The following is an 18,745-nucleotide window of genomic DNA, read 5'->3' on the forward strand; positions in this document are numbered from 1 at the left end:
TCCCTGTCCTTCGGATACGGTCGCGGGCAGTCGCCCGCACCCGGTGAAACGCAGGTGAGAGCACGCAAGTTATGGCTTATCAATCCTTCGCCGGGTACCAGGGACGGATGTGCGCGCCCGGCGGGCGTCCCCGGCCCGTCACAAGTCGGCCGTTCCGCGGGGCCGCGCAGATGGCCGAGCCCGCGGCAGCGGTGGCGCCCGGGAACTGGTAGCTGTCGTGGGGGCACCTCAGCCGGAGCCGGTCCGCCCGGTAATCGACCGAGACGAGGAGCGATGGCAACGACCGTACGCGACACCAGGAGCGACACCGCGCCCGCCAGTCTGCGCCTGCCCGGCATCCTGCTCGGGGTGGGCCTCGGCGGCTTCGTCGACGGGGTCCTGCTGCACCAACTCCTCCAGTGGCACCACATGCTGAGCAGCACCGACCACGACCGCGTCGGCGTGAAGTACTACGACCCGAAGAGCGTTCCGGGGCTGGAGATGAACACCCTGTGGGACGGCGTCTTCCACACCGTGTGCTGGCTCGCCGTCCTGTCCGGGCTCGCGGTGCTGTACGCCCGGGTGACTACGGACCGGCGGCGGGTGTGGGCCTCGCGGGTGCTGTGGGGCCGGGTCCTGGTCGGCTGGGGCCTGTTCAACCTGGTGGAGGGCCTGCTGGACCACCAGGTCCTGGGCATCCACCACGTGCGCGGCGGGTCGTACCAGGTGTGGTGGGACATGGCCTTCCTGGCCTTCGGGGCGCTGCTGGTGGCCGGCGGCCTGCTGCTCGCGCGGGGCGGCCGTTGTGCCGGTCCGGGGACTTCCGGCGCCGCGGGTGAGGGGCGTCTCGCCTGATGGGTCACCACCACACCTCCCACCCGGCGGGCGGTGGCGCGCCGGACGTCGTCCTGCCGGTCCTGGCCCTGCTGGTGTGCGCGGGCGGCTATCTGCTGCTGGCGTCCCGGGCCCGGCGGCGCAATCCGGTGCGGGCCTGGAGTGCCTGGCGGACCGCCGCGTTCTGCGCCGGCGTGGTGCTGCTGGCGGTGGCGCTGCTGCCGCCGGTCGCGCCCTTCGCGCACCGGGACTTCCGCGGTCACATGGTGCAGCACCTGCTCATCGGGATGTACGCCCCGCTCGCCCTGGTGCTCGGCGCCCCGGTCACCCTGGTGCTGCGCGCCGTGTCCGCGCCCCGCGCACGCCGGCTCACCGCCGTGCTGCACAGTGGCCCGGCGCGCCTGCTGACGCGTCCGGCGGTGGCCCTGCCGCTGTCCGCCGGGAGTCTGCCGGTGCTGTACTTCACCCCGCTGTACGACACCGCGACGGCGCACCCGGCCGGGCACTGGCTGGTGCACGCGCACTTCCTGCTGTCCGGGTGCCTGTTCGCGCACGCCGTCGCCGGTCCCGACCCCGCTCCGGCCCGGCCCGGTGTGCCCGCCCGGCTGGTCTGGCTGGGCTGCGCGATCGCCGTGCACGCGGTGGCCGCGCAGCTGATGTACGGCGGCTTCCGGGTGCACGTCGACGCACCCGCGTCCCAGGTCCGGGGCGGCGCGGAGATCATGTACTACGGCGGTGACATCGCGGAACTGCTGCTGGCGGCGGCACTGGTCGCCACCTGGCGCCCCGGACGCCGTCCGCTCCCCCGGCCGGTGCCGCTGGGGCCGGCCCGGCCGTCCGGGTGACCCTCCGGCGGCTCTTGCCGGCGCTCGGGCGCGGCGCGGGCCCGCCCGAGCAGGCCCACGGCACGCCGCCGGGCGGGGGGAAGCCGGTGGACCGGCGGGGCGGGGCGGCGGCCTCGTGGACGCGGCGATGTGTGAGCGGGGGCGCGGTGCGGCGGGCCGGGCGACCGGCACCGGCCGACGCGGTCCGGGCCGCCGTGCACGGCGCCGTGTCCCCCCTGCCCCCGCGCGCCCGGCGCTCCTTCGCCGCTCGGTTCCGCCCCCGCGGTCCTCGTGCGCCGGGCGGGTGGCGGAGTCGGCCCTCTCCCCCCGGTGTCCCGAGGGGCCCGGGTCCGGCGCCCGTGCCGTGGGCGGCATGGGCGCCTGCCGGTCACAGGGGGGTGGCCGCGCGCAGGATCAGGACCAGGGTGACGGCCGAGTTCGCCGACGACATGGCCGAGGCCAGCGCCCCGGCGGCGGCGCCCCAGGCGGCCAGGCCGACCGTGGTGAACGCCGACGGCCAGGTGCGGGCCACGGGGGCGGGCGCCAGCAGCGCGGCCACCCGGCGCGGCACGGGCCCGGTCGCGGCGAGCGCCGCCAGCGTGGGCGCCGGGGTGGGCGGGGACAGCAGGGCCGCCTTGCCGATGGCCCGGGCGACCGTGCGCCGGTCGCCCACCGCGCGGGCCGCCTCCTCGTCCGCCCACCGCTCGGCCGTGTAGACGACGGCGGTGCGCAGCGGGCGCAGGAACGGGTTGGCGCGGGCGGCCAGGTGCACGGCGAGCAGATGCCGGTGGTGGCGGGCGGTCAGGTGGGCGCGTTCGTGTGCGAACAGGGCGCGCCGCTCGGCCGGGGCGAGCCCGGCCAGCAGGGCCGTGCTGACGACGATCCGGCCCCGGCCGCCGGGCAGCGCGTACGCGTACGGCGTGCTGTCGGGCAGCACCGCCACCGTGGAGCCCGGCACCCCGGCGAGGGCCCGGCGGGCGCGGCGGGTGACCCGGCGGTGCCGGCGCAGGGTGCGGGCGCAGGCGACGGCGACCGCGGCGAGCGCCGGTATCGCGGCCCGCCCGGCCACCTCGTCGTGCGGGACGGCGGCCCGCACCTCGGGGTCGGACCAGCCGTCGGGCAGCGGGTTGCCGGGCAGTTGCGCGGTGCCGACCACCATGAGCAGGGCCAGGCACAGGGTGCTGCACACGGCCATGACGACGGCGACCGCGGTCAGCAGCCGGGTGGCGGTGCGCGGGTGCAGCCGGGTCTCGGCGAGCCGGGCGACCGGCCACGCGGACAGCGGCAGCACCAGCGGCAGGAAGACGAAGACCCCCATGGCGCTCAGTCCCCCGGGCCGCCGGCGTCCGGGGCGGGGATGTCGAGCAGGGCCCGCAGCACCTGTTCGTCGCCGGGCGGCAGGGCGGTGACGAAGCTGGCCAGGACCGCCTCGCGGTCGCGTTCCCCGTCCAGCAGGCGGCGCATGCGCAGGGCGGCCAGCCGGGCGACGTCGGCCGTCGGCGTCCACAGGAAGGACCGGCCGTGCCGCTCGCGGGAGACGACGTCCTTGGCGAGCAGCCGGGTCAGGATGGTGACGACGGTGGTGTAGGCGAGGTCGCCGCCGAGGCGCTGCTGCACCCAGGCGGCGCTGACCGGTCCGTCCGCCTCGCGCAGCGCGCCGAGCACCTGCCCTTCCAGCTCGCCCTGGCCGCGCCGCCGGGCCCGGCCGTCCTGCCCCGTCATCTCCGGTTCCCTCCCCCGTCTCCCGCTGCTCGCTCACCGACCCCTCCCACGCTACTTCACGCCACTGACAACGCCGTGGCCGCACGGTGCGCACGCCGACGCCCCCGGGGTGCCGCCGGGGGCGGGGCCGGGCGTGGCATGCTGACGCGATGGCACCCCGAGATGACACACCGCTCGCCGAGCGGGTCGAGGAACTCCTCGCCGCCGGCGGTCCCTTGCCCATCGTCGCGGCCGGCCGGCCGGTGCTGCGGCGCGGCACCGAGCCGTACGACGGTCAGCTCGGCCCCGCGCTGCTGGCCCGGTTCGTCGAGGCGCTGCGCGCCACCATGCGCGCGGCCCCCGGGGTGGGCCTGGCCGCCCCGCAGGTCGGCATCCCGCTGCGGATCGCGGTCATCGAGGACCCGGCGCCGGTGCCGCCGGAGGTGGCGGCGGCCCGGGGCCGGGTCCCGCAGCCGTTCCGGGTGCTGGTCAACCCGGTGTACGAGCCGGTCGGCACCGCCCGGGCCGCGTTCTTCGAGGGCTGCCTGAGCGTGCCGGGCTGGCAGGCGGTGGTGGCCCGGCACGCCGAGGTGCGGCTGCGCGGCGAGGACGAGCGCGGCCGCCCGCTGGACGAGGTGTTCACCGGCTGGCCGGCCCGGATCGTCCAGCACGAGACGGACCACCTCGACGGCACCCTGTACCTGGACCGCGCGGAGCCGCGCTCCCTGTCGACCAACGAGGCGGTGGCGTCCCTGTGGCCCCACCCGACCCCGCACCCGGCGGCCGAGGCGCTGGGCTTCCGACTGCCGTAGCGCGGCGGTCAGTTGTCCCGGTACGCCTCCAGCAGGCGCAGCCATACCTCGCTCAGGGTGGGGTAGGACGGAACCGCGTGCCACAGGCGGCCGACCGGGACGCGGCCGGTGATCGCGACGGTGGCCGAGTGGATCAGTTCGCCGACGCCGGGGCCGACGAAGGTCACTCCGCGCAGGATCTCCTCCTCCAGGTCGACGACCATGCGGGCGCGGCCCTTGTAGCCCTCGCCGTAGAGGCCGGCGCCCGCCACGGAGGAGAACTCGACGTCCACCGCCCGCACCCGGTGGCCGGCCTGTTCGGCCTCGGCGAGGGAGAGTCCGACGGTGGCGGCCTCGGGGTCGGTGAAGACGACCTGGGGGACGGCGTGGTGGTCGGCCGTCGCGGCGTGGGCGCCCCAGGGCTCCTCCAGGAGGGTGTCGCCGGCGGCGCGGGCGGCGATGGCGGCGCCGGCGATGCGGGCCTGGTACTTGCCCTGGTGGGTGAGGAGGGCGCGGTGATTGACGTCGCCGACCGCGTACAGCCAGTCGGTGCCGGTGACGCGGAGGCTGTCGTCGGTGTCCAGCCAGGAGCCGGGTTCCAGGCCGACGGTCTCCAGGCCGAGGTCGTCGGTGCGCGGGGCGCGTCCGGTGGCGAAGAGGATCTCGTCGGCCTCGATCCGGTCGCCGGCGGAGGTGACCGCCACGACGGTGCCGTTCTCGCGGCGGACGGACTCCACGGAGGTGCCGGTGCGGATGTCGGCGCCCGCCCCGGTGAGGGCCTCTGCGACCAGTTCCCCGGCGAACGGCTCCATGCGGCCCAGCAGGCCCTTGCCGCGGACCAGCACGGTGACGCGGGAGCCGAGGGCCTGCCAGGCGGTGGCCATCTCGGCGGCGACGACCCCGCCGCCGACCACGATGAGCCGTCCGGGGGCCGCCTTGGCGCTGGTGGCCTCGCGGCTGGTCCAGGGCCGGACCTCGGCGAGGCCGGGCAGGCCGGGCAGCTGGGCGCGGGTTCCGGTGGCGACGGCGACGGCGTGCCGGGCGGTGAGCGTGGTCCGGGTGCCGTCGGGGCCGGTGACGGCGACCGTGCGCGGACCGGCGAGCCGGCCGTGGCCGCGGTACAGGTCGGCGCCGGTGCCCGCCAGCCAGGAGACCTGGCCGTCGTCCTGCCAGTGGGAGGTGTACTCGTCCCGGCGGGCCAGTACGGCCGGGGTGTCGAGGGGGGCGCGCACGGCCTGGGCGAGGCCGGGCAGGCGGCGTGCGTCGGCCCGGGCGATGACCGGCCTGAGCAGGGCCTTGCTGGGCATGCAGGCCCAGTACGAGCATTCGCCGCCGAGCAGTTCGCTCTCCACGACGGCGGTGGTCAGGCCGGCCGCCCGGGTCCGGTCGGCGATGTTCTCCCCCACCGGACCGGCCCCGATCACCACGACGTCGTACACGTTGGATTCCGTTTCCGTCATGGGGTCAGTCTGGTGGGTGGTGTGCGCCCCGGCCACATGGGTACGCGCGCGGAACACCGGCGTGCGCGGGTGGAATAGGCGGCCCGGCGGCCGTGTTTGCGCCGTCGGCACACCCCACACCAGGAAGAGGGAATCACGCCATGACCAGCACCGTGGAACTGACCAAGGAGAACTTCGACGAGACGGTCTCCGGGAACGAGTTCGTTCTGATCGACTTCTGGGCGTCCTGGTGCGGGCCGTGCCGGCAGTTCGCGCCCGTGTACGAGAAGGCGGCCGAGGAGAACCCGGACCTGGTGTTCGGCAAGGTGGACACCGAGGCGCAGCCGGAGCTGGCCGCGGCCTTCGGCATCTCGTCCATCCCGACGCTGATGATCGTCCGTGACCAGGTCGCGGTCTACGCCGAGCCGGGCGCCCTGCCCGCGCCGGCGCTCGCCGGCCTGATCGGGCAGGCCCGCGCGCTGGACATGGACGAGGTCCGCAAGAGCATCGCCGCCCAGCAGGGCCAGGCCCAGCAGTAGGACCTCCCCGGTGCGGGCGCGGGTCAGGTGGACTCGCGCCGCACCACCCGGGCCCCCAGCACGGTGTGCGTCCCGGGTTCGCCTCCGGGGTCGCGGACCGCGCGGTCGACCAGCGCGGCGAGGGCGCGCCCGGAGGGCAGTTCGATGTGCACGGTGCTGAGCCGGGGCCGCAGCAGCCGGCCGAGCATCAGGTCGTCGGCGCCGATCACGGCGACGTCCTCGGGGACGCGTACGCCGTCGTCCTGGAGGGCGCGCATCAGCAGCATGGCGTACTCGTCGTTGTAGGCGAAGACCGCGTCCAGGCCCGACCCGGGCCAGCGGGCGGCGAGTTCGGCCGCGGCCTCCTCGGTGTAGGCGAGCGGCAGCTCGGTGACGGTGGCGCCGGTGCCGCGCAGCGCCTTGCGGACGCCGGCCAGCCGGGGCCGCGCGTAGGTGTCGAGCCCGGGTCCCTCGGGCATCACGACGCCGATCCGGCGCCGGCCCCGGGCGTACAGGTGGGTGCCCGCGCAGTGGCCGACGGCATCGTGGTCCATGAGGACGGCGTGGGCTCCCTCGACGCGTACGGGGCCGAGCGTGACCACGGCGCGGGCACCGGCCCGCTTGAGGACGGCGACGCCCTGCGGGCCGATTCCGGCTCCGGGCACCAGAACGGCGACGGGGCGTAACTCGGCCCAGGCGCGGGCGGCTTCGTCACCCTGGAGGCCGACGCTGCCGTACTGGACGACGGTGTAGTCGAGCCGGCCGAGCGCCCACTGGAGTTCGTTGAGGAACCCGCTGTAGAGGGGACCCACCGGGATCACCGGGGCGGGCATCAGGACCGTACGGCTGTGTCCGGCGCGCAGGCTGCGGGCGGCGGCGTGCGGGACGTACCCCAGCTCGCGCGCGGCCTCGCGCACGCGCCGGCGGGTCTCCTCGCTGATGCGTACGGCGTCGGCGTTGTTGAGGACGTAGGAGACCGTCGCGCGGGAGACTCCGGCCAGGCGGGCGACATCGGCGCTCGTGGGCGTATTCGGTATGTGCACCATGACGGACCGCATCTTGGCAGAGGGGCGGGGGCCGGGGGCGGGCGGGGCGAGGTGGTTCACCCTTCGACGAACACGCGGGCGGGCGAACATGTTCGTCACGAACTTGTTCGCCACGAACATGTTCGTTACCGTTGCGGCATGACCGCTGCCTCCCGCTCCCGCCGAGAACGCCCCGCCAAGCCCGCCCTGACCCGGGAGGGCATCGTCGCGGCGGCCGTCGCGATCCTGCGCGCCGAAGGACTGCGCAAGGTGACGATGCGCCGGCTCGCGCAGGAACTCGACACCGGCCCCGCCTCGCTCTACGTGTACGTCCGCAGCACGGACGAACTGCACGCGGCCGTCCTGGACGAGCTGCTCGGCACGGTCGGCCCGGCGCCCGCCGAGGGCGGCTGGCGGGAGCGGCTGGAGCGGGTGCTCACCCGCTACACCGCGATGCTCCTGGAGCACCCCTCCCTGGCCCGGTCGGCACTGACCGCCCGGCCGAGCGGCCCGCACTATCTGCGCCTGATCGAGACGCTGCTCGGGCTGCTGCGGGAGGGCGGAGTACCCCACGCGCAGGCCGCCTGGGGCGTGGACCTGCTGCTCCAGCACGCCACCGCGACCGCCGCCGAGCACGCCGGCGAGGAGTCGCCGGCCGCCTGGGAGGCGGCGGCCCGGGCCCTGCGCGAGGCGCCCGCCGCCACCCATCCGCACATCGCCGCCGACGCCGGGGCGCTGCTGTCCGGCACGCCCGGGGCCCGCATGTCATGGGCCTTCCAGACCCTGATCACCGGCATCGAGCGGACCGCCGTACCGACCGAAGGCCAGGAGGCCACATGACCACCGCACCTCTCCCCCACCACCCCGTCGCCGTCGTCGGCGCGGGCCTCGGCGGGCTCGCCCTCGCCCGTGTGCTGCATGTGCACGGCATCGAGGCCGCGCTGTTCGACCTGGACGCGTCGGCGGACGCCCGGGCCCAGGGCGGCATGCTCGACATCCACGACGACTCCGGGCAGGAGGCGCTGCGGGCGGCCGGGCTGCACGAGCGGTTCCTGACCCTCGTCCACGCCGGCGGCCAGGCCACGCGGGTCCTCGGGCAGGACGGTGCCGTCCGGTTCGCGGCGCCCGACGACGGCGGCGGTGGCCGTCCCGAGATAGACCGGGGCGACCTGCGGGAACTGCTGCTCGGCTCGCTGCCCGCGGGCACGGTCCGGTGGGGCGCCAAGATCGTCGGCGCCCGCCCGCTGGACGGCGGACGGCACCGGGTGACGCTCGCGGACGGCTCCGAGTTCACCACCGGCGTGCTGGTCGGCGCGGACGGCGCCTGGTCCCGGGTGCGGGAACTGGTCTCCGCCGCCCGGCCCGCGTACACGGGCGTGTCGTTCGTCGAGGCGGATCTGCGGGAGGCCGGCCGGCGCCACCCGGAGAGCGCGGAGGTGGTCGGCGGCGGCATGCTCTTCGCGCTCGGCCCGGGCCGCGGCTTCCTCGCGCACCGCGAGCCCGACGGCAGCCTGCACGTGTACACCGCCGTGGTCGCGCCGGAGGACTGGCTGGACGGCATCGACTTTGCCGACACCGGGGCGGCGAAGGCGGCCGTGCTGAAGGAGTTCGACGGCTGGGACGAGCGGCTGCGGGCGCTGGTCCGGGACGCGGACGGGGCGCTGGTGCCCCGCCGGATCCACGCGCTGCCGGTGGGCCACCGCTGGGACCGGATGCCCGGGGTGACGCTGCTCGGGGACGCCGCCCATCTGATGTCCCCGTTCGCAGGCGAGGGCGCCAACCTGGCCCTGCTCGACGGCGCCGAACTGGGCCTCGCGCTGGCCGCGCACCCCGGGGACACGGAGGCCGCGCTGGCCGCGTACGAGACCCGGATGTTCCCGCGCGCCGAGGCGTCGGCGGCGGAATCCGCGCGCACTCAGGAGATGCTGTTCGCCGGGGACACCCCCCGGGGGCTGGTGGAGATGTTCACGGGCAAGGGGGACTGACCGGGCGCCCGTTCGACGACTCCGCACGGGACGGTCCGGCCGCTCTGCGGGCGCCCCGCTTCGTACGACGGCCGGCCCGACCGCTCCGGGCGGAACCGGAAGCGCACGGAGCCGAACCAGGGCCGTACCGGTGACCGTGGGTCCGCGCGGCCCGCTCCGCTTCCGCACCCGGCGGGTCAGCCCGGCGGGTCCGTGCGGGTCACCCGGGCGACCAGGTCGAGCCAGGCGGTCTCCAGCCGCTCCATGGGCATCCCGCACTGCCGGGTGAGGTGGTGGATCAGCGCGGGGTCCAGGGAGGCCAGCAGGGTGCGGGCGAGCAGGTCGCAGTCGGCGTCGGGGACGATCTGCCGGAGCAGCACCGTGATGTGCGCGCGCAGTGCCGCGGCGGCGGGGTGGGAGAAGCGGCGGGTCGGCTCGGACTGGGCGGCCAGTTGCAGCTCGAGCTGTTCGGCCGAGCGGTACAGCACGGCGACGCCGAACGCCCGCAGCCGGTCCAGGGGCGGCGCGCCGGGGCCCAGCGGCGGGGGGCCGCCCATGAAGTCGGCCTGGAGCTGCCGGGCGGAGTGGTCGAGCAGGGCCATCAGCAGTCCGGTACGGTCGCCGAACCGGCGGAAGACGGTGCCCTTGCCCACGTCGGCCGCCGCGGCGACCGCCTCCATGGTGACGCCCGCCACCCCGTGCTCGGCGATCAGCCGGGCGGCGGCCTCCAGCAGCCGGGCCCGGTTGCGGGCCGCGTCGGCGCGCAGGCACGGCTCGTCGGGAGCCGCGCCGACCTCCAGCAACGAGGGTGTTTCGGAGGGCTCCTGAGGCTTCGGGAAGGGCGGCAGAGCGCTGGACATGACGCCAGCGTAAAGCATCGGGAAGAAAACTGGACCGCGGTCCGCTTAAGGTGGTACACACTTAAACGGACTTTGGTCCGGATCGTGACAGCGATGTTTCAGCCCCTTGGAGTTCCCATGTCTGTTCGTATCCTCGCGCTGGTCGGCAGCCTCCGTGCCGGTTCGCACAACCGCCAGCTCGCCGAGGCGGCCGTGAAGCTCGCGCCGGAGGGCGCCGAGGTCGAGCTCTTCGAGGGCCTGGCCGACGTCCCGTTCTACAACGAGGACATCGACGTGGAGGGCAGCGTGCCGGCCGCCGCCGCGAAGCTGCGCGAGGCCGCGACGGCCGCCGACGCCTTCCTGCTGTTCTCCCCCGAGTACAACGGCACCATCCCGGCCGTGCTGAAGAACGCCATCGACTGGCTGTCCCGCCCCTACGGCGCCGGCGCCTTCGGCGGCAAGCCCGTCGCCGTGGTCGGCACCGCCTTCGGCCAGTACGGCGGCGTGTGGGCCCAGGACGACACCCGCAAGGCCGTGGGCATCGCCGGCGGCAAGGTGATCGAGGACATCAAGCTGTCCATCCCGGGCTCCGTCACCCGCTTCGCCGAGACCCACCCGTCCGACGACGCCGAGGTCGCCGCCCAGCTCACCGAGGTCGTGGCCCGCCTGCACGGCAACGTGGGCGCCGCCGCCTGACCCGCACCACCCCGAGGGGCCGAAGCCACACCGGCTTCGGCCCCTGCCCTTGCCCTCACCGCCCGGACACCGTGCGCGCGACCGGCCGGGAGCGCCGGCCTCACGCCGAGGTCGCCGGCTCCCTGACGGACGTGCGCCGCGCGGACGGGCGGTCGAAGAGCACCACCACGTGGCCGTAGAAACGCTGTACGGCATCGTCGACGCTGCGGATGAAACCCGTCGCGGCGTGAAGAGCCGTTTCTCGCGGTCGGCCGGTCCCGTCCGCGGGCCCTGCGGCGGCCCGGTGCGGACCGGGGTGAACGCCGTGTGCGTCAGGACGCCGCGAGGGTCGCTCCCAGGGCGATCAGGGTGGCGGTCTTCAGGACCTCCAGCGCCACGTACCACAGGTGGCCGCGGGAGCGGGGCAGTTCCTCGCCCGCGAGCACCCGGTCGGACCTGCGGTTGAGGACGGGGCGGACGACGGCCAGCTGTACGGCGAGGAGGGCCGTCACCGACGCGGTCGGCGCGATGACCGCGGCCGGGGCGCCGCCCACGGCCACCGCGATGATCACGACGACGGCCAGGACCGCCTCCACGGTGTTCAGCGCCCGGAACACCAGCCGGCCGATGCCCAGCCCGAGGGGGATCGTCACCCGCGGGGCACGGAACTTCAGCGGCGCCTCCAGGAAGGAGATCGCCAGCACCATCCCGAGCCAGACGAAGGTGACCGCGCCGGCGGTGGCGGCAGAGGTGGCGTTCATTGGGGGTACGGGCCTTTCTCCGCCGGGGCGGCGGGTTCTCCGCGTGCGCGGGTCCGCCCCGGCCGACCCCGAGTCGCCGGGCCAGGGCAGCCGGGCCTGCTGATCCGGGGGCGACGGAGCCGCGCGTTCGTCCGGTTCAGGCGGCCGGTGTGCCCGCCAAGTGCGCGACGCACGCGTCCGGTTCCGCGAACGGCTCCAGCGCGGTGGCCGTCAGCGGCGCGCCCATGCGGGCCAACGCGCCCTGGATCAGGCCCAGGTGGAGCGAGCACACCAAGCCGTCCTGTTCCTCCGCGAGTTCCAGGAAGGGGCAGTGCCGCAGCCGGATCCGCCGAGGGGGCCGGCCGGGCTCACCGCCGCCTTCCGGCAGCGGGGCGAAGCCCAGGTCGTCCAGCAGGGCGAGCAGCCCGGCCGTCGACCGTTCGGGGGTCGGCGTCTGGTCCGGCGCGGGCGGGTTCGCGAGATAGCGGCCCCAGGTCCGGCCCGTCTCCCGGGCCTCGGCGCACGCCTCGGCGGGGTCGCCCGTGGTCCAGCGGCTGAGCAGCATCCGGGCCAGCAGCCGGTAGTCGCGCGGGCCGCCGCGGTCCATGCCGGGGCGGGCGGCGTAGACGGTACGGGGCCGGCCGGGCCCGGCGGGCTCCTCGGTACGGCGGTCGACCAGGCCGTCGGCCACCAGGGCGTCCAGGTGGAACCGTACGGTGTTGGCGTGCACCCCCATCCGCTCGGCGGCCTGCGCTACGCCCAGCGGCGTGGGCGCGGCGCGCAGCACGTCCAGCAGCGCTCGGCGGCGCGGGCTCTCCCGTGTGCTCACGTCCGGACACCCCTCTCGCCCGCGGTCGGTTTTCACGAATCCTACATGTATTAATTGTAAGGTGGCGGGGAGTGAGTGCGGGGGAACGCGAGACCGAGGGGAACACCAGATGACATCGCCGTCCGCGGCCGACACCGGCTCGGCCGCCCGCCCGGCGACCGGGCCGCGCGTCCTGTGCGAGACCCGCGCGCTGGCCGAGGCGCCTCCGGTGTCCGCCGGAGTGCTGTGGAAGCTGGCCGAGAGCGGGCGCCAGCTCGACGCGAACGTGGTCCGGCTGGCCCCGGGCGGGCGGGTCCCGGCGCACACCGAGACGCAGTTGGACGTGCTGGTGCTGGTCGTCGCCGGGGACGGCGTGCTCGGCGACGGCACCCCCGACGCGGGGCAGCCGCTGACCGAGGGTTCCCTGGCCTGGCTGCCGCACGGTGCCGCGCGTGCCATCACCGCCGGCCCGGCCGGACTGACGTACCTGACCGTGCACAGCCGGCGCCCCGGCATGCGGATCGGCGCCCGCCCCGATGCCGTGCCCACCCGGCTCCCCGACGTGGCACCGGCGTGACACCCGGGGGCGGAGGCGGGTCGCCCGGGCGTCAGGGTGTCCGCGTGAGCACCTTCACCGGCGAGAGCGCCCCCGGCCGCCGGGGTCCGCACGCCACCACCGAGGCCGACCCGCGCGAGGTGGGCCGGTTGCGCACCGAGTACTCCCCGGCGCATGACGGCGACCCCGGCCCCGGGGAGGTCGTGTGGACGTGTGTGCCGTTCGAGGAGAACGACGGCCGGGGCAAGGACCGTCCGGTGCTGGTCGTGGCCCGGGAGGCGGCGGGCACCTTCCTCGCCGTAGGGCTGTCGAGCAAGCGGCACGACGGCAACCGGGACCGGGTGCCGATCGGCGGCGGACCGTGGGACCGGTCGGGCCGCGACTCCTGGGTGGCCGTGGACCGGGTGCTACGGCTGCACGAGCGGGGCATGCGCCGGGAGGCCTGCGCGCTGGACCGGATGCGCTTCGACCTGGTCCGGCGGCGGCTGCGCGAGCGTTACGGCTGGACCTGATGCCGGGCCGACCGCGGATGCCGGGCCCGCGCCCCCCCGGCGCCGGACCGGGCCGTCGCGCCTCATTCGGTCCACGGAACCGCCGTTCACCCCCGCGCCCCGGGAAACGCCCGTGCGAACGCCTCCCGCACCACCGCACCCGGTGTCCGGTCCAGCACGCCGAACACCACGTGTTCGAACGAGCGCGCGAACCGGCCGCCGGGCCCCAGGGCGGCCCGGAAGGCGCCCGCGACCTCGGCCGGGTCGTTCTGGAAGACACCGCAGCCCCAGGCGCCGAGCACCAGCCGCCGGTAGCCGTGGGCCGCGGCCGTCTCCAGCACGCGTTCGGCCCGGGCCGCGAGGACACCGGGCAGTCCGGCGGCCCGCTCCGGCGCCGTGCGCCGGACGACGCCCGCGTTGGGCGCGGCGGCCGTCAGGAAGCCCACGAGGTACGGCTCGGCGAGCAGCCGGCCCCGGTCGTCACGGAAGACGGGGACGCCCGGCGAGTGGATCACCCGGTCGGTGTAGAACGGGTCGCGGTCGGCGCGGTGGTGGTCGTAGAAGCCGCGCGCCGTCAGCAGGCAGGTGTGCAGGGCGGAGGCGCGGCACAAGGCCTCTTCCTGGGCCTGCGCTCCGTTGAGGTAGCCGCCGCCCGGGTTGCGGGCCGAGGCGAAGTTCAGTACGGCGACGGGGGCGTCGGCCAGCCGGCGGGCCGCCTCCAGGCTGCTCTCCCCGGTGACCTCGCACCGCGTGCCGCCCTCCGGGGCCGGCACCGCGGGCACCGGCACCGGCACCGGGGCGGGGCCGAACATCCGGGTACCCGCCCGCGCGGCCTCGACCGCCTCCGCGACCGCCACCTCCCGGCCGTCCGGCGCCCGGTACCGGCCCGCGGCCACGATCTGTTCCGTCTCCGCGGCGATCCCGCGCAGCCGCGCGCTCACGGCGCCACCCCCGTGGGCGCCACGGCCGCGCGCCGCGCGGTCTCCCCCGTCGTGCTCATGCACGCATCCTGGGCGATCCTGGGGAGACGGCGCAACGGAATTGTCGGCGCGCCCGCGACGGCCGGTGCGGCGCTCTTGTGCGCGTCCGCCGAAGGGTCTTGGCTGGGATGTGCTGGTTCGGCCCGCCCCACGGGCCGATGGCATGCTGGAACCTCAGGAGGATCCCGACATGTCCGATATACAGAGCGACGGTGGCGACTGTACGGAGCACCGCACCGCCGTCACCGAGGCCGAGGTGGAGGCCCTGGTCCGGGGCATCTGCTTCAAGACCGGACCGCCTCGCGCACTCGGTGTCGAGCTGGAATGGCTCGTCCACTCGCTGGAGCTGCCACAGCTCCCGGTCCCACCCGAACGACTCGAAGCGGCCTACGCCGCGGTGCGGAAACTGCCCCTGGCCTCGGCGCTGACCGTCGAGCCCGGCGGCCAACTGGAGCTCAGCTCGCCGCCCGCCGCCTCCCTGATGGAGTGCGTGGACACCGTTTCCGCCGATCTGGACGCCGTACGGGCCGTCCTGGCCGACGAAGGCCTCGGGCTCGCCGGCATCGGCCACGACCCCCGGCACCCGCCCCGCAGAATCCTGCGCCAACCCCGCTACGACGCCATGGAAGCCTGTCTGGACCGCACCGGACCGGCCGGCCGGCACATGATGTGCGCCTCCGCCTCCGTCCAGGTGTGCGTGGACGCCGGGCAGGAGGAGCCGGGCCCGCTGGGGCACGCCCGGCGCTGGTGGCTGGCGCACCAGTTGGGCGCGGTCCTGGTGGCCGCGTTCGCCAACTCCCCGCTGATCGGCCTGCGGCGCACCGGCTGGCGGTCCACCCGTCAGCTGAAGTGGATGGAGATAGGTCCCGGCCGGGCCGGTGCTCCCCCGCTGGCCGGCGAGCCGCGCGCCGCCTGGGCCCGGCACGTCCTGGACTCGCCGGTGATGTGCGTGCGCCGGGACAGCGGCCCCTGGGAGGTTCCCGAGGGGCTCACGTTCCGGGAATGGACGCGCTCCGGGGCGCCCCGGCCGCCCACCCGGGCGGACCTCGACTACCACCTGACCACCCTGTTCCCGCCGGTCAGGCCGCGCGGCCATCTGGAGCTGCGGATGATCGACGCGCAGCCCGGCGAGGACGGCTGGATCGTGCCGCTCGCGGTGACGGCGGCGCTGTTCGACGATCCGCAGGCCGCCGAGAGCGCCTACCGGACCGTGAAGCCGCTCGCCGAACGGGCCCTGGACCGGCCCGCCCCGCACAATCCGCTGTGGGCCGACGCGGCCCGGCACGCCCTCGCCGACCCGGAGCTGCGCGAGGCCGCCGACGGCTGCTTCGCGGCGGCCCTGGAGGCCCTGCCCCGGCTCGGCGCCACGACGCGGGTCGTCGACGCGGTGGCCGACTTCCGGGACCGCCACGTGGCCCGTGGCCGCTGCCCGGCCGACGACCTGCTGGACGAAACCCCACCCGGAGGCACCCGTGCCCACGGGAGGAAGGACAGCCGCACATGACCGCCCCGGAGACCGGCACCACGACCACCGAGACGGACACCGAGGCCCTGCGCGAGCGGGCGCTGGCCTGCCTCACCACCGCCCGTGACCGCACCACGCTGCTGACCACCTGCGTCGACGAACCGGACCTCACCGCCCAGCACTCCCCGCTGATGTCCCCGCTGGTGTGGGATCTGGCGCACATCGGCAACCAGGAGGAGCTGTGGCTGCTGCGGACGGCCGGCGGCCGGGAGGCCCTGCGGCCGGAGATAGACAGCCTCTACGACGCCTTCGAGCATCCGCGCGCCGAGCGCCCCTCGCTGCCGCTGCTGCCGCCCGCCGAGGCCCGCCGGTACGCGGCCGAGGTGCGCGGCCGGGCGCTGGACCTGCTGGCGGGGGCGGACTTCCACGGCAGCCGGCTGACCGAGGCCGGCTTCGCCTTCGGCATGATCGCCCAGCACGAACAGCAGCACGACGAGACCATGCTGATCACCCATCAGCTCAGGAGGGGCCCCCGGGCACTCGCCGCGCCGGACCCGGAGCCGGTGCCGCCGTTCACCGGCCCGGCCGAAGTCCTCGTCCCGGGCGGCCCGTTCACCATGGGCACCTCCGACGAGCCCTGGGCGCTGGACAACGAACGCCCGGCGCACCCCCGTGAGGTGGCGCCGTTCTGGATCGACACCGTCCCGGTGACGAACGCGGCCTACCAGGCGTTCATCGAGGACGGCGGGTACGCCACCGAGCGGTGGTGGACCCCGCGGGGCTGGGCCCACGTCCGGCGGCACGGCATCACCGCCCCGCTGTTCTGGCGGCGGGACGGCGACCGGTGGCTGCGGCACCGGTTCGGCGTCACCGAGCCGGTGCCGCCGGACGAACCGGTGCTGCACGTGTGCTGGTACGAGGCGGACGCCTACGCCCGCTGGGCCGGACGCCGGCTGCCGACCGAGCCGGAGTGGGAGAAGGCGGCCCGCTTCGACCCGGTCACCGGCCGCTCCCGGCGCTACCCGTGGGGCGACGCCGACCCGGGGCCCGAACACGCCAACCTCGGCCAGCGGCACCTGCGGCCCGCCCCCGCCGGCAGCTACCCGGCCGGCCGGTCGCCGCTGGGCGTGCGGCAGCTGATCGGCGATGTGTGGGAGTGGACGGCGAGCGACTTCCTGCCGTACCCGGGGTTCCGGGCGTTCCCGTACAAGGAGTACTCGCAGGTGTTCTTCGGCTCCGGCCAGAAGGTGCTGCGCGGCGGCTCGTTCGCCGTGGACCCGGTGGCCTGCCGGGGCACGTTCCGCAACTGGGACCATCCCGTCCGCCGGCAGATCTTCTCCGGGTTCCGCACCGCCCGTTCGGAGGCCGTCTGATGTGCCGTCACCTCGCCTACCTGGGTCCCGAGGAGCCGCTCGGCCGGCTCCTCGTGGAGCCCCCGCACGGGCTGTACCGGCAGTCGTGGGCGCCGCGCCGGCAGCGGTACGGAACGGTCAACGCCGACGGGTTCGGCGTCGGCTGGTACGCGCCCGGGGATCCGGCGCCGGCCCGCTACCGGCGGTCCGGGCCGATCTGGGCCGACCTGTCCTTCGCCGACCTGGCCCGGGTGGTGCGCTCGGGCGCCGTCCTCGCGGCGGTCCGGGACGCCACCCTGGCGGGGGCGGACGCCGAGGCCGCGGCGGCGCCGTTCGCGGCCGGGCGGTGGCTGTTCAGCCACAACGGGCTGATCGCGGGCTGGCCGGACGCGGCGGCGCCGCTGGTGTCCGCGCTGCCCCCGGTCGAGCTGCTGTCGCTCCAGGCCCGCACCGACTCGGCGTTCGTCTGGGCCCTGGTCCTGCACCGGCTGCGGGCCGGTCGGGCGCCGGAGGGGGCGCTGGGGGACGCGGTGCGCGAACTGGCCCGGGCGGCCCCGGCCTCCCGGCTCAACCTGCTGCTGACCGACGGGGACACGATCACCGCCACCGCCTGGGGCGACTCGCTCTGGTACCGCGCGGAGCCCGGCCGGGGCACGGTCGTCGCCTCCGAGCCGTACGACGACGATCCGCTCTGGCGGGAGGTCCCCGACCGCACCGTGCTCACCGCGAGCCGCACCGGCGTGCTGCTCGCCCCGCTGGAGGATCCGGCGGCCGTACCCTCGAAGGAGCCCTGCCGTTGAGCCCCTTGCACATCACCCGCACCCTTCCCGAGGACGCCACGGAGGCCGCGCTGCGCGCCGACGTCCTGCGCGGCCTCACCGACACCCCCAAGTGGCTGCCGCCCAAGTGGTTCTACGACGCCCGCGGCAGCGAGCTGTTCGAGCGGATCACCGAGCTGCCCGAGTACTACCCCACGCGGGCCGAGCGGGAGATCCTCACCACCCGGTCCGGGGAGATCGCGGCCGCGAGCGGTGCCCGCACCCTGGTCGAACTGGGCTCGGGCTCCTCGGAGAAGACCCGCCATCTGATCGACGCGCTGCCCGCGCTCGCCGCGTACGTGCCGGTCGACGTCAGCGAGAGCGCGCTCACCCGGGCCGGGCGGGCGCTCGTCGAGGAGCGTCCGGGGCTGGACGTGCACGCGCTGATCGCCGACTTCACCGCCCCGCTGGCCCTGCCCGCGACCCCCGGACCCCGGCTGCTGGCCTTCCTCGGCGGCACGATCGGCAATCTGCTGCCCGCCGAGCGCGCCCGGTTCCTCACCCTGGTGCGGGCGCTGCTCGCCCCGGGCGACGGACTGCTGCTCGGCACGGACCTGGTCAAGGACGAGCGGGTACTGGTCCGGGCGTACGACGACGCGGCCGGGGTGACGGCCGCGTTCAACCGGAACGTGCTGGCCGTGATCGACCGTGAGCTGGGTGCCGACTTCGATCCGGAGGCGTTCGACCACGTGGCCCGGTGGGACGCCGAGCGGGAGTGGATCGAGATGCGGCTGCGCTCCCGTACCGCCCAGACCGTGAAGGTGCCCGCGCTGAGTCTCGCGGTGGACTTCGCGGCGGGCGAGGAGCTGCGCACCGAGGTGTCGGCCAAGTTCCGCAAGGAGGGGGTGACCGCCGAACTGGCCGCGGCGGGCCTGGAGCTGACCCACTGGTGGACGGACGCGGCGGGCCGCTTCGCGCTGTCGCTGAGCGTGGCGCGGTGAGCGCG

Annotated in this window: 21 protein-coding genes; 13 read left to right on the plus strand and 8 right to left on the minus strand. The window is 75.8% G+C overall.

The genetic code is table 11. The features are described 5' to 3' along the window. Positions 1 to 273: 273 nt before the first annotated feature. Together ACZ4W9_RS00535 and ACZ4W9_RS00540 are read left to right on the plus strand one after the other, a co-directional pair. Positions 274 to 834 carry a DUF2243 domain-containing protein gene (locus tag ACZ4W9_RS00535; protein ID WP_467932191.1) on the plus strand — a complete coding sequence of 187 codons (561 nt, stop codon included), beginning with the start codon at positions 274 to 276 and terminating at the stop codon, positions 832 to 834. Then, positions 834 to 1,658: a cytochrome c oxidase assembly protein gene (locus tag ACZ4W9_RS00540; RefSeq protein WP_467932193.1), complete on the plus strand. Its 825-nt coding sequence runs from the start codon at positions 834 to 836 to the stop codon at positions 1,656 to 1,658. Before ACZ4W9_RS00535 ends, ACZ4W9_RS00540 begins: the two co-directional genes overlap by 1 nt. Positions 1,659 to 2,025: 367 nt before the next feature. On the opposite strand, the gene ACZ4W9_RS00545 is transcribed toward ACZ4W9_RS00540, so the two are convergent. Both ACZ4W9_RS00545 and ACZ4W9_RS00550 read right to left on the minus strand, forming a co-directional pair. After that, the gene (locus tag ACZ4W9_RS00545) at positions 2,026 to 2,955 is read right to left on the minus strand and encodes a M56 family metallopeptidase (RefSeq protein ID WP_467932194.1); all 930 of its coding nucleotides are present in this window, start codon (positions 2,953 to 2,955) and stop codon (positions 2,026 to 2,028) included. A 5-nt stretch (positions 2,956 to 2,960) separates the two neighbouring features. Beyond that, positions 2,961 to 3,359: a BlaI/MecI/CopY family transcriptional regulator gene (locus ACZ4W9_RS00550; protein ID WP_467932195.1), complete on the minus strand. Its 399-nt coding sequence runs from the start codon at positions 3,357 to 3,359 to the stop codon at positions 2,961 to 2,963. A 149-nt stretch (positions 3,360 to 3,508) separates the two neighbouring features. On the opposite strand from ACZ4W9_RS00550, the gene ACZ4W9_RS00555 reads away from it, so the two are divergent. Next, a complete protein-coding gene (locus ACZ4W9_RS00555; RefSeq protein ID WP_467932196.1) occupies positions 3,509 to 4,150 on the plus strand; it encodes a peptide deformylase in 642 nt (213 codons plus the stop codon). An 8-nt stretch (positions 4,151 to 4,158) separates the two neighbouring features. Here ACZ4W9_RS00555 and ACZ4W9_RS00560 read toward each other — a convergent pair whose 3' ends face one another. Continuing rightward, complete coding sequence (locus ACZ4W9_RS00560; protein WP_467932198.1) at positions 4,159 to 5,589, minus strand: dihydrolipoyl dehydrogenase family protein; 1,431 nt, start codon at positions 5,587 to 5,589, stop codon at positions 4,159 to 4,161. A 140-nt stretch (positions 5,590 to 5,729) separates the two neighbouring features. Here ACZ4W9_RS00560 and trxA point away from each other — a divergent pair, with 140 nt between their 5' ends. After that, positions 5,730 to 6,107: a thioredoxin gene (gene trxA / locus ACZ4W9_RS00565; RefSeq protein WP_467932199.1), complete on the plus strand. Its 378-nt coding sequence runs from the start codon at positions 5,730 to 5,732 to the stop codon at positions 6,105 to 6,107. Positions 6,108 to 6,130: 23 nt separating this feature from the next. Here trxA and ACZ4W9_RS00570 read toward each other — a convergent pair whose 3' ends face one another. Next, on the minus strand, positions 6,131 to 7,144 hold the full coding sequence (locus ACZ4W9_RS00570) for a LacI family DNA-binding transcriptional regulator (protein WP_467932420.1): 1,014 nt from the start codon (positions 7,142 to 7,144) through the stop codon (positions 6,131 to 6,133). 126 nt (positions 7,145 to 7,270) lie between these two features. Here ACZ4W9_RS00570 and ACZ4W9_RS00575 point away from each other — a divergent pair, with 126 nt between their 5' ends. Together ACZ4W9_RS00575 and ACZ4W9_RS00580 are read left to right on the plus strand one after the other, a co-directional pair. Beyond that, positions 7,271 to 7,951 (plus strand): TetR/AcrR family transcriptional regulator, encoded by a 681-nt coding sequence (locus ACZ4W9_RS00575; protein WP_467932201.1) that lies wholly within the window; start codon positions 7,271 to 7,273, stop codon positions 7,949 to 7,951. Further along, positions 7,948 to 9,096 carry an FAD-dependent oxidoreductase gene (locus ACZ4W9_RS00580; protein ID WP_467932202.1) on the plus strand — a complete coding sequence of 383 codons (1,149 nt, stop codon included), beginning with the start codon at positions 7,948 to 7,950 and terminating at the stop codon, positions 9,094 to 9,096. The genes ACZ4W9_RS00575 and ACZ4W9_RS00580 overlap by 4 nt, the downstream gene beginning before the upstream one ends. A 176-nt stretch (positions 9,097 to 9,272) precedes the next feature. Here the strand turns inward: ACZ4W9_RS00580 and ACZ4W9_RS00585 are convergent, their stop codons facing one another. Continuing rightward, entirely contained in the window at positions 9,273 to 9,953 is a 681-nt protein-coding gene (locus tag ACZ4W9_RS00585) for a TetR/AcrR family transcriptional regulator (RefSeq protein ID WP_467932203.1), read from the minus strand. A gap of 99 nt (positions 9,954 to 10,052) precedes the next feature. Between ACZ4W9_RS00585 and ACZ4W9_RS00590 the strand changes: the two genes are divergently transcribed. Continuing rightward, a complete protein-coding gene (locus ACZ4W9_RS00590; RefSeq protein WP_467932204.1) occupies positions 10,053 to 10,610 on the plus strand; it encodes an NAD(P)H-dependent oxidoreductase in 558 nt (185 codons plus the stop codon). 311 nt (positions 10,611 to 10,921) lie between these two features. Here the strand turns inward: ACZ4W9_RS00590 and ACZ4W9_RS00595 are convergent, their stop codons facing one another. After that, positions 10,922 to 11,350 carry a hypothetical protein gene (locus tag ACZ4W9_RS00595; protein WP_467932206.1) on the minus strand — a complete coding sequence of 143 codons (429 nt, stop codon included), beginning with the start codon at positions 11,348 to 11,350 and terminating at the stop codon, positions 10,922 to 10,924. Positions 11,351 to 11,486: 136 nt separating this feature from the next. Continuing rightward, positions 11,487 to 12,158 carry a helix-turn-helix transcriptional regulator gene (locus ACZ4W9_RS00600; protein ID WP_467932207.1) on the minus strand — a complete coding sequence of 224 codons (672 nt, stop codon included), beginning with the start codon at positions 12,156 to 12,158 and terminating at the stop codon, positions 11,487 to 11,489. A gap of 109 nt (positions 12,159 to 12,267) precedes the next feature. Here ACZ4W9_RS00600 and ACZ4W9_RS00605 point away from each other — a divergent pair, with 109 nt between their 5' ends. Both ACZ4W9_RS00605 and ACZ4W9_RS00610 read left to right on the plus strand, forming a co-directional pair. Beyond that, entirely contained in the window at positions 12,268 to 12,714 is a 447-nt protein-coding gene (locus ACZ4W9_RS00605; RefSeq protein ID WP_467932208.1) for a cupin domain-containing protein, read from the plus strand. Between the two features lie 44 nt (positions 12,715 to 12,758). Then, entirely contained in the window at positions 12,759 to 13,205 is a 447-nt protein-coding gene (locus ACZ4W9_RS00610) for a type II toxin-antitoxin system PemK/MazF family toxin (protein ID WP_467932209.1), read from the plus strand. A gap of 86 nt (positions 13,206 to 13,291) precedes the next feature. Here the strand turns inward: ACZ4W9_RS00610 and ACZ4W9_RS00615 are convergent, their stop codons facing one another. After that, positions 13,292 to 14,125: a TIGR02452 family protein gene (locus tag ACZ4W9_RS00615; RefSeq protein ID WP_467932211.1), complete on the minus strand. Its 834-nt coding sequence runs from the start codon at positions 14,123 to 14,125 to the stop codon at positions 13,292 to 13,294. A 229-nt stretch (positions 14,126 to 14,354) separates the two neighbouring features. On the opposite strand from ACZ4W9_RS00615, the gene egtA reads away from it, so the two are divergent. From egtA to egtD, 4 genes are read left to right on the plus strand one after another with little or no spacing between them, the layout of a single operon-like run. After that, positions 14,355 to 15,668 (plus strand): ergothioneine biosynthesis glutamate--cysteine ligase EgtA, encoded by a 1,314-nt coding sequence (gene egtA / locus ACZ4W9_RS00620; protein WP_467932212.1) that lies wholly within the window; start codon positions 14,355 to 14,357, stop codon positions 15,666 to 15,668. Continuing rightward, positions 15,665 to 17,002: an ergothioneine biosynthesis protein EgtB gene (gene egtB / locus ACZ4W9_RS00625; protein ID WP_467932213.1), complete on the plus strand. Its 1,338-nt coding sequence runs from the start codon at positions 15,665 to 15,667 to the stop codon at positions 17,000 to 17,002. Before egtA ends, egtB begins: the two co-directional genes overlap by 4 nt. Beyond that, positions 17,002 to 17,781, plus strand: coding sequence for an ergothioneine biosynthesis protein EgtC (gene egtC, locus ACZ4W9_RS00630; RefSeq protein WP_467932214.1), 780 nt, complete (start codon positions 17,002 to 17,004; stop codon positions 17,779 to 17,781). The genes egtB and egtC overlap by 1 nt, the downstream gene beginning before the upstream one ends. Next, complete coding sequence (gene egtD / locus ACZ4W9_RS00635) at positions 17,778 to 18,740, plus strand: L-histidine N(alpha)-methyltransferase (RefSeq protein WP_467932216.1); 963 nt, start codon at positions 17,778 to 17,780, stop codon at positions 18,738 to 18,740. The genes egtC and egtD overlap by 4 nt, the downstream gene beginning before the upstream one ends. Positions 18,741 to 18,745: the final 5 nt, after the last annotated feature.

Source organism: Streptomyces sp. NPDC029296 (genome assembly GCF_055569255.1).